This window comes from Planktothrix sp. PCC 11201 (assembly GCF_900009135.1).
GTDB lineage: Bacteria > Cyanobacteriota > Cyanobacteriia > Cyanobacteriales > Microcoleaceae > Planktothrix.
In genome coordinates this window covers 31,329-49,075 of record NZ_LT797697.1, presented here as the reverse complement: position 1 = coordinate 49,075, position 17,747 = coordinate 31,329, and the positions used below count along the sequence as shown (strand labels likewise).

Sequence of the window (17,747 nt, the reverse complement as noted above, 5' to 3'; positions counted from 1 at the left end):
GTTGTTTCACGGAAAGTGGGGAGCGGGGGGAGGAGGGGAGCAGGGGAGGCAGGGGGAGCAGGGGAGGTAGGGAATGGGCAATAAACTGATGACTGATGACTGATAACTGATTTTACGCTGTGATCCTCATCACTTTATTTCTTGAGATTAATCTATATTTCCTATTAGAAATATCACTAATTTAAAATTAATTTTATGAGTTAATTAATGTTAAGATTGTGTCAAATTCAACAGGAGCAAATTATGAACACCCTCAATCCCTTTCCGCTTCCTGAACCAGAAAATAGATCCGTTTCCCCCCTAGCCGTTTTAAGTGGAGAATTTATTCATATTATCCATCCCAACGGCAAAGTAGAAATGACTACCACCCAAAATATTGAGAAGAACCCGACGAAATACAATCTGGAAACCTGCGTAGTTTGGGGTCGATTTGAAGAATTTTAAGGGCTATTTAAAATACCAGACCCTAGGGAGTTATATGCTAAATTTTTAACCCAAAACCCTGAATTAAAGCAAATTAAGGCGATGCTTCCTAGTTGTTAGCGATCGCCCTATTATTGATCAACTTAACTGAGCGCAACCCCGATGAACCCAAGGGGTGTTTTCCCAAAAAAATCGAGTCCAGAATTAAATATCCTGTTCACCCAATTCCCGAATTAAATGATCAAAAGGTTGTTCTAAATAATCTCCCGTGGGCAACCCGGCAGCAGCAACCTGTTGGGTGACCAAAGTTTTCAGAATCCCGATCCCGAAAACAGTAGGGCCAACGGGAACGCTCAAAGAATTATAAGTTTCCCGTAAACCTTGAAGTACCCGTTCATCCAAAACATCCGTATTCCCGGCCACCAGAGCATAGGTCGCATAACGCAGGTAGTAGCCCATATCGCGTAAGCAGGCTGCATAGCGACGGGTAGTGTAGGCATTTCCCCCAGGACGAATCAACTCAGGAACCTCGTTGAACAAAGACGAAGCAGCTTGCTTAACCAAATCAGCAGCATTGCTGTTGATCACTCCGGCTGCTTGAACTCGGGCTGTCCCAGTCGCAAAATAGGACTTGAGTTGATCGATGGCATCCCGATCCAAATAGCGACCCGTTCTGTCGTAATTTTTTATTAAGCTGGTAACGGCATCTTGCATGAAGTCTATCTCCCTTATAATATCTTTCAATTATTCTGAAGTCGCGACGTGTTGTATTGTAACACTCAATACAAAACTTAATCAATCTGACTTACTATGATCAGCCAGATGCTTTGTCAGTCAAACTGCCAAACCTGTCAGAGATAATCAAGAAGATTTTTGAGGAGATATTCATCCATGCCAGAGACAGCCCAAGAGGTCTTATCGTTAATCGAAGACCAAAAGATTCAAATGATTGACCTGAAATTCGTGGATATGCTAGGAACCTGGCAGCATCTAACGGTACATAACAGCCAAATCGATGAATCCTCCTTTACAGACGGCGTACCGTTTGATGGTTCCAGTATTCGCGGTTGGAAGGCCATCAACGAATCTGATATGTCCATGGTGTTAGATCCAAAAACAGCTTGGATCGATCCCTTCATGGCAGAACCGACTCTGAGCATCATTTGTAGTATTCAAGAACCCCGTACCGGAGAACCCTACAGTCGATGTCCCCGGGTGATTGCCCAAAAAGCCATTGATTATTTAGTTTCGACCGGAATGGGGGATACGGCATTTTTTGGCCCGGAAGCGGAATTCTTCATTTTTGATGATGTTCGCTTCGACCAAACCCAACATTGCGGCTATTACTATGTCGATTCCGTTGAAGGTCGTTGGAATTCGGGACGGGAAGAACCCGGTGGTAACTTAGGCTACAAACCAGGCTACAAAGAAGGCTATTTCCCCGTAGCTCCCACGGATACGTTCCAAGATATCCGTACCGAAATGCTATTAACCATGGCAAAATGTGGGGTTCCCATTGAAAAACATCACCATGAAGTGGCCACGGGTGGACAGTGCGAACTCGGTTTAAAATTCGGGACGCTGGTTGAATCCGCCGATAACTTGATGATCTACAAATATGTGATCAAAAACGTCGCTAAAAAATACGGCCGCACTGTCACTTTCATGCCTAAACCCGTTTTCGCTGATAACGGCTCTGGGATGCACGTCCACCAATCTATTTGGAAAGATGGTAAACCCCTGTTTGCCGGCGATAAATACGCGGGCTTCAGCGACATGGGGCTGTGGTACATCGGCGGGATTCTCAAACACGCCCCGGCATTGTTGGCCTTGACCAACCCCAGCACCAACTCCTATAAACGCTTAGTTCCTGGGTATGAAGCTCCGGTGAACTTGGCCTACTCTCAAGGAAACCGTTCGGCTTCTGTACGGATTCCTCTGTCGGGAAATAACCCCAAAGCCAAACGCTTAGAGTTCCGGTGTCCTGATGCCACCGCTAACCCCTATATGGCCTTTGCAGCGATGCTCTGTGCGGGGATTGATGGGATTAAAAACCAAATCGATCCGGGTGAACCCTTGGATGTGGATATCTACGATCTCAGTCCTGAAGAACTGCGCAAGATTCCTTCCACCCCAGGTTCTTTGGAATTAGCCTTGGAAGCTTTGGAACAGGATCACGCCTTCTTAACTGAACCCGGTGTGTTCACGGAAGACTTTATTGCTAACTGGATTTCCTACAAACTCGATAACGAAGTTAACCCCACCCGGTTACGTCCCACTCCCTACGAGTTTGCCCTCTACTACGACTGTTAATTTTTGTTAAATCCGTGGGAGCGGAATTAACGAAAAGCCCCACGCTGACCCAATGGGTTGGCGTGGGATTAGGAATAATTGAATACACTTGATAAAATCATTAATTATCTGTTAGTTAATCAAATTCAGAGCATTTCTGCCACCACATATTAATGAGGATAATTTGTAGTAAGACGGTGGCAAAAATCCTTCCAATAATCACACTCACTAAATCTATCAATGCACCTGGAAAAAAATTTACCGGGCAATATTGTTCATTAATCTTGAGTTAATTTCTATGACATTTGCCGATCAGAATCTCAATAACAATCGCCCAGATAGTCTAAAAGACTTTTCTTTACCCCGACGTGAGAGTTACTTTCCCTCCTCTGCGGATTGGAGAAATGAGGTACTTTACTTTCTCTTACCCGATCGCTTTAGTGATGGTCAAGAGAACAAACGCCCTCTACTTAATCGGCAGCAACTGAATCAAGCCCGACCGAATCTGCCCAATGGTCAGTCTTGGCAATTTGACAAATGGGCAGAGTCGGGAGAATATCGCTGGCAGGGAGGGACGCTCCAAGGATTAGAGTCAAAGCTGGATTATCTGAACCAACTAGGCGTGACCACGATCTGGGTAGGGCCAATCTTTCAGCAACGGAGTCACTTGAATAGCTATCACGGTTACGGGATTCAAGATTTTCTGGAGGTTGATCCTCGCTTTGGGACTCGCCAGGATCTGGTCAGTCTGGTCAATAAAGCCCATTCAAAGGGGCTACGCATTATCCTTGATATCATTTTTAACCATTCAGGCTCTAACTGGATCTATGCCCCTGGTACTCCTGGGGGGGAATTAAAACCCCCCTATACAACTGGTTGGTATCAGTTTGGCTCGTGGCTGGGTGAGCAGGGACAACCCATTGCGGAGCTACCTAAAACGGCTCCCGAAGGAGTCTGGCCCCTCGAACTTCAGGAACCAGATTGCTATACTCGTGCTGGCACGGGTGATTTAGGGCGGGGGGATCTGGATGATCCTAATGCCGAATTCCGACGTTCGGACTTCATTACCCTGCGGGATTTCCAGTTAGACTATCCCCATCTCTTAGATAACTTAGCCCGGTGTTATAAATACTGGATTGCGCTAACAGACTGCGATGGCTTTCGGATTGATACGCTTAAGCATATAACCTACGAGCAAGCTCGCAATTTCTGCGGGGCGATTAAGGAATTTGCAGCCAATCTGGGTAAGAGTGACTTCTTTTTGGTAGCAGAAGTAGCAGGCGGAGACTACAACGAAGACCGTTATCTGGATGTGGTGGGGCAGAATCTCAACGCTGCCCTCGATATCGGCGAGATGCGGGTAAATCTTAACCAGGTTGCTAAAGGGCTGATTGATCCAAGAGTTTTCTTTAACGGATTTGATCCAGGGAATGCCGTGATGGGGGCGCACCGGAATATCGGGCGACGTCATGTTTCGGTTTTGGACGATCACGATCATGTCTTTGGTGAAAAAATCCGCTTTTCCAGTGAAGCAGTATCGGAGCATCAGGTGATTGCGGGAGTTGCCTTGCAACTGTTTACCTTGGGGATTCCTTGCATTTACGCAGGAACTGAGCAGGCCTTGGCGGGGCCAGAACCCTCTGAACGGCAGTGGTTGCCTGACTGGAAGAAATCCGATCGCTATTTGCGGGAAGCAATGTTTGGCCCAGAGCATCCACGGCAATCTGGAGTAGCCGGACTAAAAGATCTAGATCTAAACTTACCTGGCTTTGGGCCGTTTGGGACAGCCGGTGCTCATTGTTTCGATCCGCACCACCCTGTATATCTTAGGATTGCTGCAATGGCGGCACTGCGCAAAAAGTTCCCTGTGCTGCGGTTAGGACGGCAGTATTTGCGACCGAGCGCGATTCCTCTCTTGAACTTGCCCTTTGGCGATCACGGACGGAGTGGAGAAATTATTGGCTGGTCAAGGATTTTAGATGATGAAGAAGCGGTTTGCGTACTAAACAGTAATGGAACAGATCATCGAGGCGCGAGAGTCGTAGTAGATGCTAATCTCAACCCGCTCGGAAGTGAGATGACGGTGATTCTAAATACGGCGGTCGTAGGAAATCCGGGTTATGCGAGTCCTCATCCGGTGGGTTCAAAGGTGTCAGTGCAGGGACAAGATGGGATTGCTTATGTCGAAATCCAACCAATTCCAGCATCCGAATTTTTGATTCTGACAAATTATCCCTAAAGTAAAGTTAAGTTGGAGTGGTGCGATCACGCCAACCAAGATTTAACCTATAAGTACCCACACAAAATTATTTGCACATCTGATTTATTGCTCTCTATTTGTTTCAATGGCTTTAGGGCAACGAGCGTGTGTAATTAACTTTGTTTACTTACTTATATATTCAATGCTGCATTAACATCTTGTGTCTTCACAATAACCATATTCACAAACATGGGTTCTAACCGATGACTCAACCAACTGACTCCCACAATTCTCCGTCTACGGGTGGCGGTTTGCCCGTACTGCAATATTGGATGGAAAAAAGTATCTCGTCTCAAGGGTTGAAAATCTGGGAAAAGTTGAATCATCAAAGTAGTTGTTTATCCTGTGCCTGGGGTACGGGCGGGCAAAAGGGCGGTTTTATCAATGAAGCCGGGGAATATTTACAACGTTGTGCGAAAAGTGTGGAAGCGATCGCCGCCGAGTTACAAGCAGGTATTAAAGCGGATTTTTTTCAAAAATTTACTATTCAAGAATTACAACAATTAGACTCTCAACAATGCGATAATTTGGGTCGGTTAAGCTATCCAGTTATTTTAAGAAAAAACACTTCTTATTATGAACGAATTAGTTGGGAAGAAGTTTATAAAATAGCCGAAAAAGCCTTTAAAAAAAGCCCAGAAAAAGTCGCCAGTTATAGCTCAGGGCGATCCTCAAATGAAGCAGCTTTTCTCCTTCAATTGATGCTCAGGGCATTAGGGAGTAATAACTTAGCCGATTGTTCCGATTTATGTCACGCCCCTTCTACGGTAGGTTTAAAAGAGGTTTTTGGTAGTGGCACATCCATGGTTAGCCTTGAAAGTCTTAAGGAGTCCGATTGTGTGGTTTTAGTGGGATCAAATGCCCCCGCTAACCATCCCAGATTAATGAATGAATTAATTAAAATTCGGGATAAAAATGGTAAAATTATTATTATTAATCCTCAAATCGAAGTCGGATTAGTTAAATTTGCATCTCCCGCCTTTCCGATTAAATCCTTACTCAAAGGCGGCTCGGATATTTCTACCCTTTATTTACAACCGATTCCCGGCAGTGATGTGGCGGTATTTGTGGGGATTCAAAAATCTTTGCTCGAACAAAATTTAATTGATTTTGAATATTTAAACCATCATACCGATGGTTGGCAAGAGGTAATTCAACAGGCTAAAAATACGACTTGGAAAACGATTACTGATACTTGCGGTTTATCCCAAGAAGAAATCGAAGAAGTCGCCTATACAATTGGAAAATCAAGTAAAGTTGTCTTTGCTTGGGCGATGGGAATTACTCACCATACCAACGGAGTTGATAACGTTAAAAGTATAGCAAATACCGCTTTAATTACCGGGAATGCCGGAAAATTAGGAGCGGGGACAATGCCGATTCGCGGACATTCTAATGTTCAGGGTTTTGGCTCCATGGGAGTTACAATTAGATTAAGTGAACCCATAAAACAGGCTTTAAAACAACTTTTAGGTCAACCCCTGACCGAAACAAAAGGTTATTCTGCCCGAGGTTTAATTACTGCTGCATTGGAGAAAAAAATTGATACCTTGTTTTGTTTAGGGGGAAATTTATATGCCGCTAATCCCGATTTAACCGAAGCAAAACAGGCTTTATCTAACATTGAAACGATATTTTATGTCGCCACAAAACCCAATTTAGGTCATTTTCACGGTTTAGCTCAGGAAAATACTATTATTCTTCCTGTATTTAATCGATTTGAAAATCCTCACCGCACAACGACTGAATCAGGTAACAATTTTGTCCGCTTAAATGAACCCGGTACAACCCATCTTAATGCCCCCGAAGCTGATTTAATTTCAGAAGTTGAATTAATCACAGAAATTGCTTATCGCCTACTCGGAGAAAATCCTATCGACTGGAAACGGTTACAAGATACCCAATATATTCGAGAGTTAATTTCTAAAACTATTCCCGGTTACACTAAAATCGCTGAAATTGACCAATCTCAAACGGAGTTTACCATTGAGGGGCGTATTTTTAACCAACCTCATTTTGCTACAGCTAATGGTAAAGCTCAAATGAAAGTTACCCCTTTACCCCAGTTAACAATTCCCCATAAAGAATATTTTGGAGTGAAAGAAGATACTCCAGGTTTAGTATTAATTTTAAGCACGGGTCGAGGTTACGGACAACATAATACTGTTGTTTATAATTCGGCGGACAAATATCGAGGAATGCCCCACCGTCAGTGTATTTTAATGAATATTGAAGACATAAAAAAAGCAGGTTTTCAACCCCATCAATGGGTCAAAGTTCGAGGAGATGCGGGGGAATTAGACCCTATTGAAATCATTGCAGGTAATATTTTATCCGGTAGCGCATTTATGTTTTATCCTGAAGCCAATATTTTATTCAAGGCACAAATTGATCCAGTAGCGGAAACCCCAGCTTATAAAAGAGTCCCTATTTTTATTTATTAAATATCATGATTCTGGGAATCAATAGTCATTTGTTTTTTTATCTCAAAATTTACCCAGGTAACCCAATCATTAACACAAATGAAATAATAACACATTTTATGCTTTAATTTAACCAAGTCGAGTTAAATAACAGTAAACCTCCTCAATATCTATGGTCTCTATTCGTCGTCGTCAGCCTAATCCCGCCGTTGAAGTCTTAAGTTTACGCTATCAAGTTGCTATCCCGGGTGCAGAACCCCAGAATATTTTAGAAGAAATTGTTTGGTATAAAGAAAAAGAAATCACCGACCTGCGGGAACGTTTACCCCTAGAACAATTAAAACAAAAAGTCAATACAATTTCCGCCCCCCGTAACTTTTTTGAGGCATTAAAATCCAGTCAAACCCAACCTGCGGTCATTGCCGAAGTTAAAAAAGCCTCCCCCAGTAAAGGAGTAATTAGAGAAGATTTTGACCCCGTGGCGATCGCTCAATCCTATCAACAAGGAGGTGCCAGTTGTCTATCGGTTTTAACCGATAAAAAATTCTTTCAAGGTAGTTTTGAAAACCTCTCCCAAATTCGGGCTGTTGTTGATTTACCCCTACTATGTAAAGACTTTGTTATCTATCCCTATCAAATTTATCTAGCTCGATATTATGGAGCCGATGCAGTTTTATTAATTGCGGCAATTCTCTCCGACCAAGACCTGCAATATTTCCTAAAAATTGCCAAAGTTTTAGGTATGACCGCCCTAATAGAAGTCCATACCCTGGAAGAATTAGATCGGGTATTAACCCTTGATGGTGTTAACTTAATTGGGATTAATAACCGAGATTTACAGGATTTTTCTGTCGATCTTCAAACCACTTGCCAATTGTTACAAAGCCGACAATCCCAACTGCAATCCCGTGATATTTTAGTTGTGAGTGAATCGGGACTCTATACCCGTGAAGATATCAGTTTAGTCGCCGAAGCCGGGGCAAAAGCTGTTTTAATTGGGGAATCTTTAATCAGGCAACCCGATCCGGGTGTTGCCTTAAATCAACTGATTGCCGTTAAGTGATATGATCAGAAAACCGCGCCTTCGCTTGGTATAAGATTGGAAACGCAGAAAAGAAGGTAATCCGTGTGAATCCTCTTAATCCGTATAAATCCGTGCCAAAAATATTCCTTCTGTGACTGATGCAGAACACCAAACCCTTATTAATAGAAACAGACCATGGACGATAAATTAATGTTGATGATTCCAGGGCCCACTCCGGTTCCTGAACAGGCTTTACTGGCGCTGTCCAAACACCCCATCGGACACCGCAGTGGCGATTTTTTCAAAATCATGGCCGAGGTGACGGAAAACCTGAAATGGTTACACCAAACCCAAAATGATGTCCTGATTTTAACCGTGAGTGGCACGGGGGCGATGGAAGCCGGAATTATTAATTTCCTCAGTCGGGGGGAAAAGGTGTTATGTGGTTCTAATGGTAAATTCGGAGAACGTTGGGTAGAAGTCGCCACCGCCTACGGGTTAGAAGTTGATACCGTCACCGCCGAATGGGGACAACCCCTCGACCCGGAAGCCTTCCGAGTTAAATTAGAAGCGGATACCAATAAAGAAATCAAGGCTGTGATTATCACCCACAGCGAAACCTCTACCGGGGTGATTAACGATTTAAAAGCGATTAATCACCATGTTAAAGCCCATGGAGCGTTAATGATTGCGGATGCGGTCACCAGTTTAGGAGCCTTTAATCTTCCCATCGATGAATGGGGGATTGATGTGGTGGCTTCGGGTTCCCAAAAAGGTTATATGATTCCCCCGGGTTTGGGATTTGTGGCGGTGAGTGATAAGGCTTGGGAAGCCTACAAAACCGCTAACCTCCCGCGCTATTATTTAGATTTGGGATTGTATAGCAAATCAGCGAAGAAAAATACTAATCCCTTTACTCCTCCGGTGAACTTGTTTTTTGCCTTACAAGTCACCTTACAAATGATGAAAAAAGAAGGGCTAGAAAATATTTTTGCCCGTCATCAACGGTTAACTAAAGTGACTCGGGAAGCGGTAAAAGCCCTGGGATTATCGTTATTTGCGGCCGATGAATGTGCCAGTCCAGCGATTACGGCCGTTGTTCCTCCCGATGGTTTAGATGCTGAAGATATTCGGGCTATTGTGAAGAAGAAATTCGATATTGTTTTAGCCGGAGGACAGGATCATCTCAAGGGTAAGATTTTCCGTATTGGGCATTTAGGATTTGTGAGTGATCGCGATATTTTAACGGCGATCGCTTCCTTAGAAGCCGCATTACAGGAACTCGGTTATCAAGGATTTACTCCGGGTGCGGGAGTGGCTGCGGCGGCGCGGGTGTTAGCAGAATCTTAATTAAATATTGTTTAGGGGGGATGAGGAGCAGGGGGGGATGAGGAGGTGAGGAGCAGGGGGAGAAGAATTACAAGTGAATTCCTTGCCCCCCTTGCTTCCCCTGCCCCCCTTGCTTCCCCTGCCTCCCCTGCTTCCCTTGCTTCCCCTGCTTCCCCTGCCTCCCCTGCTTCCCCCGCCTCCCCTGCCTCCCCTGCTTCCCTTGCCCCCCTTGCTTCCCCTGCCTCCCCTGCTTCCCACCTTTTTTATGGCAGTATTCAAGATGATATTGTTCTTGAAAATTGATTTTTTAAGCCGTTTCTAACCAGTCAAAAATTTTATCTAACTGTTCTAAAGTCACTAAACCATATTGCCATAGGGTCATGGATACGGGACTAGGATCTTGATATTTATGTTGAGCATCCGTGGGATGATTCGCTCTTTCTGCCATGGCAATTGAATCCGCCGATAGGGATAATTCATCCTGCAAAAAGTGAATAAACCGAGAGTAGTTATTGGGTGTCATTCTAACATTCACCTCCTAATTTAATAAGGATTAAAGGGTTAACAAAAAAAATTTTGATAAAATTGGCTAATCGCCTTTTTTTATAGATTGATATACCGATCAAGTCTGAGGTTTGAAACTTCAGAATCTTGATCCGTAGCTATTGATTGGGCTGGAGAAAAACTTAAGTATTACTAAACTATTTACCCAGTTTTCTTCTCACGCATCTACATTAGCTGCGATGAACATTCCGCACAATGGAGTGGTAGCCACACAATTTTCTGTCATAGGTTCACTTTCTGAAAGAATAAGTAACCCCTAAAACAGATGAAGCCATCAAAATTAATCGTTGCTCGACAGAACAGTTTGCTTGTCAACAGAGAGAAGTAGCGGAACTCTAAGATGTAGAGTCACAGTTTCACGGTTATTTAACCCTAGCTTGTTCAAGACGCGGGAACTTGACTCAAAATCAGCCTTGACAACAAATCATTGTCGTGGATCAATTTTTTTAGCCCGCTTGCCTCTCCTCACACCTAAGAAGAATAAATCAACTGTATAGGGTTAACGACTGGTACGCTGAACGGTTCACCGAATGAACAGATTAACAAATTTATTTGTTATTGTGTAGACCCTATCATTAAAGTTTTAACAAATTACATGAACTTTTGTAAAGTTTGTTGAATTTAAAGCTCAGGGCTGAGAATTCAGAAAGTTGATCGGGATGCGATCGCCCACTTTCAGCCCCAATTCCTGAGAGCGTCCACCCCGGAGTTCGATCACCCGATCCACCGGAACATCAGGGCCATAGGTAGGACAGGGTTCCTGTTCACAGGGGAGAGCATTAACCTGAATGGCTTTCACCACATCACCCCGCAGAAAAATCATATCTAGGGGAATTTTGCAGTTTTTCATCCAAAACCCCACAACCCGAGGTTGAGCAAAGGGAAATAGCATTCCCCGATCATCAGCCAGATCGGTTCTATACATTAAGCCTAATGCTTGCTGTTGGGGTGTTTTAGCTACTTCAAGCTGAATAAGTTCACCCCCAATTTTAGCCTTTGCCGTAATGGGTAACATTTGACCCCCATGCTCTTGAGTTCCTATAGGAGACTGAGAAACCGCAGTTCCTAGGCTCAAAGATTGTGCTGTTGAAACCGATGACAACAAGGGTGAACAGCTAACGCATAATACACCGACCATTCCTAAGCCCGTGGAAACTAAGGCTTTTGGGATAGAAGCCCGGAGCAAACCTGCCCTCAATCCAACTAACAGTTCAAGGTTCAACGTTCTTAGAAAATTTGTATCCTCAGCGACAAAAAATTGTACAGCATCTTAGACGATTTTGATATTTTTTTATTTATTCTTCCGAATTCAGCCATCTCTGAGGACATATCCCACCCCTCGAACCGTTTGAATCAGGCGTTTTTCCCCTTCATCCTCAATTTTGAGCCGCAGATAACGAATATAAACCTCGATCACATTAGATTCTCCCAGAAAATCATAACCCCAGACATTCTCTAAAATTTGTTCCCGGGTTAATACTTCTCGCGGATGTTCCATTAAATATTTGAGTAACTCATACTCCTTCATCGTTAGATCAATAGTTCTACCATTGCGTAGCGCCCTTCTGGTGGCTAAATCTAAGACTAATTCCCCAAACCGTAATTGTTCGTTACTGCTAGTTGCAGGTTGCAAATAGAGATTTACCAGTTCTAAAAAAGTTTCCGACCGATAGGGTTTTAAAAAATAGTCATCTGCCCCTGACTCTAAACAGGCAATCCGATCTTCTATGGCATCTTTTGCCATTAAAACTAACAAAGGTATCCGGCTGCCCAAATCGCGTAAATGACTACAAACAGAAAGCCCCGACTCACCTCCCAATAGTCGATCAATTACTATTAATGCAGGTTGTAATTCGTTTGCTTGATGTAACCCGGCAGTGCCGTTATTAACCACAATCGGATAATAACCCGCTTCTTCTAAATCTAGGCTAATCTGTTGAGCTAACAGTTCATCTGGCTCAATAACTAAGATCGAAGGATGCTGTTCTAACCCCAACTTATTCATTTATTTATTTATTTTGATCAAAACATTTAAAACTGTTCTAACACACTTCTCCTTCCCCTAGTCCCCCCACCTCCCCGTAGATCCTGTCGTCAAGGGATAGCGATCGCACTTTAGGGATGAGGCGTAATGGCAATAACTGTGATTACTCCTTTGTCCGGGCCATAATACCAAAAAACTCGAAATGCTGCTGGGGTTTTGTTTTCGACGTAAGCCTCAAATATTTCTTCTTGATTAGGGCCTGATAATGTGTCGTATTTATGAGTTTTCAAGCTGGGATGGCGTAAATTAGTTGCCATCAATCCAAGTGTTTTCAGCACTTTATTGTATTTTTTGGCATCGAGTTCTTGAAGATTAATTAAGCTATCTCTAGCTGATGAAGAAAATTCTATCCGAAAATTCATCAATCTTCAATCTCCAAATCAGCATACTCAGAAAAGTCACCCAAATCCTGTACTTCACCTTTAGCTGCTTGGGCGAGGCCGCACTTGACTGACGCTAATGCTTGGGGGTTTTGCCACAACCACTGTTCGCGATCAGGTATATTGGTTATTGGGTCTAATAAAATTTGTCCGGCTTCGTTGACCAGAACGCGATACTCTGTTGACTTGGGTTCGAGGTTTAAACTGAGGCATCCTTGTGGATCTGTGCTGATTAAGTTTTTCAGAATCCAAAACATATCTTTCAGCTATTATAAAATTAGGTAAAACTCCCTAGGGTAGAGTTTTACCTAATTGTAACACATTAGATATTGTTAGTCTATTCTAATTTTAAGGGCGATCACTATTTGCGCTTGACCAAATAAATTGGTTTAGCTAAGATACAATTGGGTTAAAATTGCCAAATATAGCAGATGCACATAATCAGCTATCGGCGGATGCGTGAATATAGCGAAAGTCATGCTGATTGTCGGGAAGTCTTAGATAACTGGTTTAAAATTGCTACCAAAGCCAAATGGTCAAATTTAGTTGCAGTGCAATCTGTTTTTCCTAAAGCTGAAGCGGTAGGAATTTTTATAGTTTTTAACATTAAAGGTAACAACTATAGATTAATAGTTAGTATTGACTATGAACGCCAATTTATTTATATCAAATACATTCTTACTTATGCTGAGTATGATAAGGAGAACTGAAAAAATGACTCTTACTTTTAATCCAGATAAATACAAAGAGTTATTGTCTCAGTATCAGCCTAAGATAATTAGAACTGAAGCGGAAAATGAAAAGGCTTTGGCTATTGTGGAAGAGTTGATGCACCGCCCTGATCGCACTCCAGAAGAAGATGAATTATATGAATTATTGATTGTATTAATTGAAAGATTTGAGCAAGAATATTATGCACCTGGAGTTACAGCTACCCCTCATTCATTGTTACTATTTTTGATGGAACAGCGAGCGCTAAAACCGGCGGATTTGGTGGGAATTATTGGCGATGAAGCAGGAGTTTATGAATTGGTTAATGGCCAGCGAGATATCAGCAAAGAGCAGGCCTTGATTCTGGGTAGTTTTTTTTATGTGGAGCCGAGTTTGTTTACTAATTAATAGCTTTTTAACGGCAAATTTACGCAGATAAAAATGGATGGAGCAAGGGCGATACCTTTGGCTGGCAAAGCCTACGCGCTTTTTTAACCACAAATAGAGATGGATGGGGAAAGGGCGATACTTGTCAAAAAATTGTACTATTTTATGTTAAATTTTAATTGTAATAACTTATAAAATGGTGTAATTATGGCTAATTTACCATCAAGAACAACTGAAACTATCAATCAATTAAAACAGCAGGCGTTAGACATTGTTAATGAAGCTTCAGCCTTGGAATTAACTATTTTTGAGATATTTGGAGAGACAGAGGTAACGATTCCGGCACTAGATGAAATGAAAAGTGCCGCCGAAGATGCTGAATCTTCCTACTCTCAACTGTCTAATATCCAGCTTCAAATTGCCAAAGCTCAACATCAGGCCTCTCCTGATATGCTACAATTACTAGAACGAGCTATAGCACGAACCCAAGCAAGGATTCCGGCGTTGGAGCGTAGTATTGAAGAAGTTAAAATGGAATATAACTTGCAATGAATAAACAACCCCATATCCCCGATCCAGAAACATCTAAACGCTTGCTTGCTAATCTTCGCCACTCTCGGATGGAAGTTCAAGAAGTGAATTTAGAATTAGGAGAAATTAATGCGATGCTTGCAGAACAACTTCGCGAACAAAGATTGAAGCGAGTCAGGCGATCGCTCAATAACTCAACAGCAGAATTATAAAATTATTAGCAAAAGTAGCCAAAAGTTTATGGAGCGCGATCGCGCTTTTTTAACCACAAATAGACAGGACTTACGCATCACCGCTATCCATAGTAGGGGTAATTCATGAATTACCCCTACATCTAGGGTTACATCCCTAAATTTGCGTAAGTCCTGATAGAGAGGGATGGAACAAGGACGATCGCGTGTTAGATTTCAGGGACAATACTATCTAAATTCACAATTAACAACCCACACCCATTTGAGTTAGAGATGTGGCAGGTTATTGTAACTGATTCAACAATGCCAAGTTTATTAGATGAAACTTGTACACACATCTCTACCCTCGGGAAGTCTAGCGCAGGCGCGGAATTTCATGTTGTAGTTCATCATATCTCCATAGTTCCATCCGCTAACTTGAGTTTGGTACTGAACATAGGTTTTGCCATTTTCATCTTGTAAATACAGCAATGTACCCTTTGGAACATCAGCTTTAACCCAATTAGCTTGACACTGACGTGACATCCGCATTTCAATTCTTATTTCTCTTTGGTTCCAGGGTGGCCCATACCTTCCCCCCGATGTCGATCCAAGGGTTTGTGCATCATTACATTGACGATCCTTTGGATCTTGTCCATCTTGAGCATAAACACTGGGTACAAAAGCAAGAGAATTAATGAAAATAGTTGCTAAAGCAAGTGAAATAAGCTGTCTGTTCATGTCTAACTTAACTTTGTCGTTTTTTTCATATTACCTTAGTGATAAATGCTCAACGGCTCACCATAAGGCTCATAAGGCTCAACAAAAAAGGCTCATAAGGCTCATTTAGATCATTTGGCTCATTTTTGCCACCAAAGCATGATATAATTAAGCTCGATCGCACATTATCGGGCAGGTATCCAAGATGACAGCCACCCTGATTCAGCCACCCCAAGAGAAACAAAGTCCCCTTGCGGATCATGTTCTTTTGAAAAATATTAGTTGGCAAACCTATCAATTACTGTTACAAGATTTAGTGGAGCAGCCAGGGATTCGCTTGACTTATGACCAAGGTTTACTAGAAATTATGACACCTTTAGATCCGCACGAAGGTAACAAGAAACTATTAGGCCGTTTGGTAGAAACTCTGACTGAAGAATTAAATATTGAAGTCAGGAGTTTGGGTTCGAGAACTTGCCAACGTCAAGATTTAAACAGAGGTTTTGAACCCGATCAATGTTATTATATTCAAAATGAACATTCTGTCTGGGATAAAGAGCAAATTGACCTGCAACAAGACCCACCACCTGATTTAATTATTGAAATTGATATTACCAGTAGCTCTATTAATCAATTAGAACTTTATAAAGCTTTTGGTGTACCGGAAGTTTGGCGGTATGATGGAAAAAATATAACATTCTATCAATTAGAAGGAGAAGCCTACCGAGAAACCGATAACTCTCCTACTTTTCCCTTTCTTTCTCAAACTGACATTATGCACTTTTTGGAACTCAAGAAAACTACTAGAGAAAATGCTTGGATTGGCTTATTTCGTGAGTGGGTGAAAAGTCAAATTCCAACAGCAAATTAAATGAGTAAGAGGTTGCGTAATGGCGGGTTTACTCAGGGCATCTGAAGAAGGGCTAAAAATCATTAATCTAGCCAGACGTAACCCCGGCTGGAACAAAACAGATGAACTCTGGTGTCAAGCCGCCCTAACTTCAAAAGCAACATTAAAAAGGTTTTGGACACACAAGCAAATTCGACGCGAAACATTTATTGATATTTGTAAAGCAGTAGGAGTTAATAACTGGGAAGACATTATTGATCGCAATGATATCAAGAAAACAGAACCACTTTTAGCCGCCGCGATCGCAGATATCCCCCTAGACTCTGAAACTGATAAAAACTTCCCCTTACCTGAAAATTTACCCCCCGTGAGAAATTGGGTAAATCGAACAAAAGAACTCGACATCTTAAAAGCTACACTGATTAACTCAGATATCACAGCCATCTCCATTGTCGGCTTACCAGGTATCGGAAAAACCTCCCTGATCAGCCAATTAATTCGCCAATTACACACAGAAAATACCTGCTTTACCGCCGTCGTTTGGCAATCATTAGAATCGGCTACAGGCAAAGCACCCCCCTTTGATTGGATAATTGACTCCCTGCTATTTACCATCTCCAACGGCGACATTACTGCTGAAAATGACTGTGGCAAAAAAACTGAAAATCTGCTCAAAATCCTTAGAGAAAAACCTTGCTTGCTCGTTTTCGATCGCGCTGACACACTTTTGAAAGTAGGAGAGGCAAAAACTGCTGGTTATTTCTCCGACAATTGTGCCGAATATGCCTGGTTATTCAAACAACTATTAGAAACAGAACATCAAAGCAAAATTCTATTTACCAGTCGTGAAAGTTTAGCGGAATTACCGCCAACTCTTACCCGTGAAATCCAGCTAAATGGACTCAATCAAGATGCAGCAATTACCTTATTAAAATCTTTTAATCTAACAGGGAATGAAGAAGAATTAGCCGAATTATTAGCCCGCTATCAAGGACATCCCAAAGCCTTGCAATTGGTAGCCGCTTTGATTCGGGATGATGACGAATTTCAAGGAAATGTAGGGAAATTTTTACAGGATAGAGACTGGTTATTAATCCGAGATATCGAAAAGTTAATTGATGAAATGATAGCGCGTCTTAGTGAAATAGAGCAAACTTGTCTGAGCCGAATTTCTGTCTATCAAACTTCAGAATATCCCCTATCTTTTGCTGCAATTGCTACTCAAATGCCAGAAGTGAGTAAATATGAACTCAAAGAAAATATTATCCTGGCTCTCAAGCGTCGGCAATTGCTATATTATGATTACCAACATGAATCCTATCAACTGCATCCGCTAGTCCAAGAAAAAGGCGATCGCTTGTTGAATCAAAACCCTGAAAATGTTAGGAGAGCCCATCGTCAAGCTTATAGTTATTATATTAATATTCCGCTCAAACCTAAATCTGAATGGCAAAATATTGAGGATATTAAACCACTAATCAGGGCGCACTATCATGCGTCTCAGGCAGAAGATTTAGACGCAGCAAAGGCGATAATTGCTGAGGTGTGCGAGGTTATTGACTGGGTGGGGGGTTTTATCAATATATTTGCCACCCACCGAGCAATGCTCACTATCCCAGTTAGACTGTTGACTGTTGCG

19 protein-coding genes are annotated in these 17,747 nt (G+C 42.3%); 12 read left to right on the top strand and 7 right to left on the bottom strand.

Features of this window, described 5'->3' with window-relative positions; genetic code table 11:
• Positions 1-243 precede the first annotated feature (243 nt).
• A complete protein-coding gene (locus tag PL11201_RS08190) occupies positions 244-444 on the top strand; it encodes a hypothetical protein (protein WP_144017697.1) in 201 nt (66 codons plus the stop codon).
• Positions 445-627: 183 nt separating this feature from the next.
• On the opposite strand, the gene apcB is transcribed toward PL11201_RS08190, so the two are convergent.
• Positions 628-1,137, bottom strand: a complete 510-nt coding sequence (apcB, locus tag PL11201_RS08185; protein WP_079678107.1) for an allophycocyanin subunit beta — start codon at positions 1,135-1,137, stop codon at positions 628-630.
• A 177-nt stretch (positions 1,138-1,314) separates the two neighbouring features.
• Here apcB and glnA point away from each other — a divergent pair, with 177 nt between their 5' ends.
• The 5 genes from glnA to PL11201_RS08160 all read left to right on the top strand — a co-directional run bounded on the left by glnA (position 1,315) and on the right by PL11201_RS08160 (position 9,772).
• Positions 1,315-2,736, top strand: coding sequence for a type I glutamate--ammonia ligase (gene glnA, locus PL11201_RS08180; RefSeq protein WP_026795415.1), 1,422 nt, complete (start codon positions 1,315-1,317; stop codon positions 2,734-2,736).
• 277 nt (positions 2,737-3,013) lie between these two features.
• Positions 3,014-4,954 carry an alpha-amylase family glycosyl hydrolase gene (locus PL11201_RS08175; RefSeq protein ID WP_079678106.1) on the top strand — a complete coding sequence of 647 codons (1,941 nt, stop codon included), beginning with the start codon at positions 3,014-3,016 and terminating at the stop codon, positions 4,952-4,954.
• Between the two features lie 224 nt (positions 4,955-5,178).
• Positions 5,179-7,419, top strand: a complete 2,241-nt coding sequence (locus PL11201_RS08170; protein WP_079678105.1) for an FdhF/YdeP family oxidoreductase — start codon at positions 5,179-5,181, stop codon at positions 7,417-7,419.
• 151 nt (positions 7,420-7,570) lie between these two features.
• Complete coding sequence (trpC, locus tag PL11201_RS08165) at positions 7,571-8,461, top strand: indole-3-glycerol phosphate synthase TrpC (RefSeq protein ID WP_079678104.1); 891 nt, start codon at positions 7,571-7,573, stop codon at positions 8,459-8,461.
• 156 nt (positions 8,462-8,617) lie between these two features.
• Positions 8,618-9,772 carry a pyridoxal-phosphate-dependent aminotransferase family protein gene (locus PL11201_RS08160; RefSeq protein ID WP_079678103.1) on the top strand — a complete coding sequence of 385 codons (1,155 nt, stop codon included), beginning with the start codon at positions 8,618-8,620 and terminating at the stop codon, positions 9,770-9,772.
• 286 nt (positions 9,773-10,058) lie between these two features.
• Here PL11201_RS08160 and PL11201_RS08150 read toward each other — a convergent pair whose 3' ends face one another.
• The 5 genes from PL11201_RS08150 to PL11201_RS08130 form a co-directional block, all read right to left on the bottom strand.
• On the bottom strand, positions 10,059-10,274 hold the full coding sequence (locus tag PL11201_RS08150) for a DUF2949 domain-containing protein (RefSeq protein ID WP_079678102.1): 216 nt from the start codon (positions 10,272-10,274) through the stop codon (positions 10,059-10,061).
• Between the two features lie 669 nt (positions 10,275-10,943).
• Positions 10,944-11,537, bottom strand: a complete 594-nt coding sequence (locus PL11201_RS08145; RefSeq protein ID WP_234996643.1) for a DUF192 domain-containing protein — start codon at positions 11,535-11,537, stop codon at positions 10,944-10,946.
• Positions 11,538-11,624: 87 nt separating this feature from the next.
• On the bottom strand, positions 11,625-12,320 hold the full coding sequence (gene nblR / locus PL11201_RS08140) for a response regulator transcription factor NblR (protein WP_079678101.1): 696 nt from the start codon (positions 12,318-12,320) through the stop codon (positions 11,625-11,627).
• A gap of 110 nt (positions 12,321-12,430) precedes the next feature.
• Positions 12,431-12,721, bottom strand: coding sequence for a type II toxin-antitoxin system RelE family toxin (locus tag PL11201_RS08135; RefSeq protein WP_026795834.1), 291 nt, complete (start codon positions 12,719-12,721; stop codon positions 12,431-12,433).
• Complete coding sequence (locus PL11201_RS08130; RefSeq protein ID WP_079678100.1) at positions 12,721-12,996, bottom strand: hypothetical protein; 276 nt, start codon at positions 12,994-12,996, stop codon at positions 12,721-12,723. The genes PL11201_RS08135 and PL11201_RS08130 overlap by 1 nt, the downstream gene beginning before the upstream one ends.
• A 198-nt stretch (positions 12,997-13,194) precedes the next feature.
• Here PL11201_RS08130 and PL11201_RS08125 point away from each other — a divergent pair, with 198 nt between their 5' ends.
• The 4 genes from PL11201_RS08125 (at position 13,195) to PL11201_RS08110 (ending at position 14,580) form a co-directional block, all read left to right on the top strand.
• Complete coding sequence (locus PL11201_RS08125; RefSeq protein WP_234996642.1) at positions 13,195-13,449, top strand: type II toxin-antitoxin system HigB family toxin; 255 nt, start codon at positions 13,195-13,197, stop codon at positions 13,447-13,449.
• A gap of 4 nt (positions 13,450-13,453) precedes the next feature.
• Complete coding sequence (locus PL11201_RS08120; protein ID WP_079678098.1) at positions 13,454-13,858, top strand: helix-turn-helix domain-containing protein; 405 nt, start codon at positions 13,454-13,456, stop codon at positions 13,856-13,858.
• A 186-nt stretch (positions 13,859-14,044) separates the two neighbouring features.
• Positions 14,045-14,389, top strand: a complete 345-nt coding sequence (locus PL11201_RS08115) for a hypothetical protein (RefSeq protein ID WP_079678097.1) — start codon at positions 14,045-14,047, stop codon at positions 14,387-14,389.
• The gene (locus tag PL11201_RS08110) at positions 14,386-14,580 is read left to right on the top strand and encodes a hypothetical protein (RefSeq protein WP_079678096.1); all 195 of its coding nucleotides are present in this window, start codon (positions 14,386-14,388) and stop codon (positions 14,578-14,580) included. The genes PL11201_RS08115 and PL11201_RS08110 overlap by 4 nt, the downstream gene beginning before the upstream one ends.
• Positions 14,581-14,874: 294 nt before the next feature.
• On the opposite strand, the gene PL11201_RS08105 is transcribed toward PL11201_RS08110, so the two are convergent.
• The gene (locus PL11201_RS08105; protein WP_079678095.1) at positions 14,875-15,279 is read right to left on the bottom strand and encodes a hypothetical protein; all 405 of its coding nucleotides are present in this window, start codon (positions 15,277-15,279) and stop codon (positions 14,875-14,877) included.
• A 184-nt stretch (positions 15,280-15,463) separates the two neighbouring features.
• On the opposite strand from PL11201_RS08105, the gene PL11201_RS08100 reads away from it, so the two are divergent.
• Both PL11201_RS08100 and PL11201_RS08095 read left to right on the top strand, forming a co-directional pair.
• Positions 15,464-16,129 carry a Uma2 family endonuclease gene (locus tag PL11201_RS08100; protein WP_079678094.1) on the top strand — a complete coding sequence of 222 codons (666 nt, stop codon included), beginning with the start codon at positions 15,464-15,466 and terminating at the stop codon, positions 16,127-16,129.
• A 19-nt stretch (positions 16,130-16,148) separates the two neighbouring features.
• Positions 16,149-17,747 (top strand): NB-ARC domain-containing protein (locus PL11201_RS08095; RefSeq protein ID WP_079678093.1); only part of this gene is annotated, 1,599 nt, incomplete at its 3' end.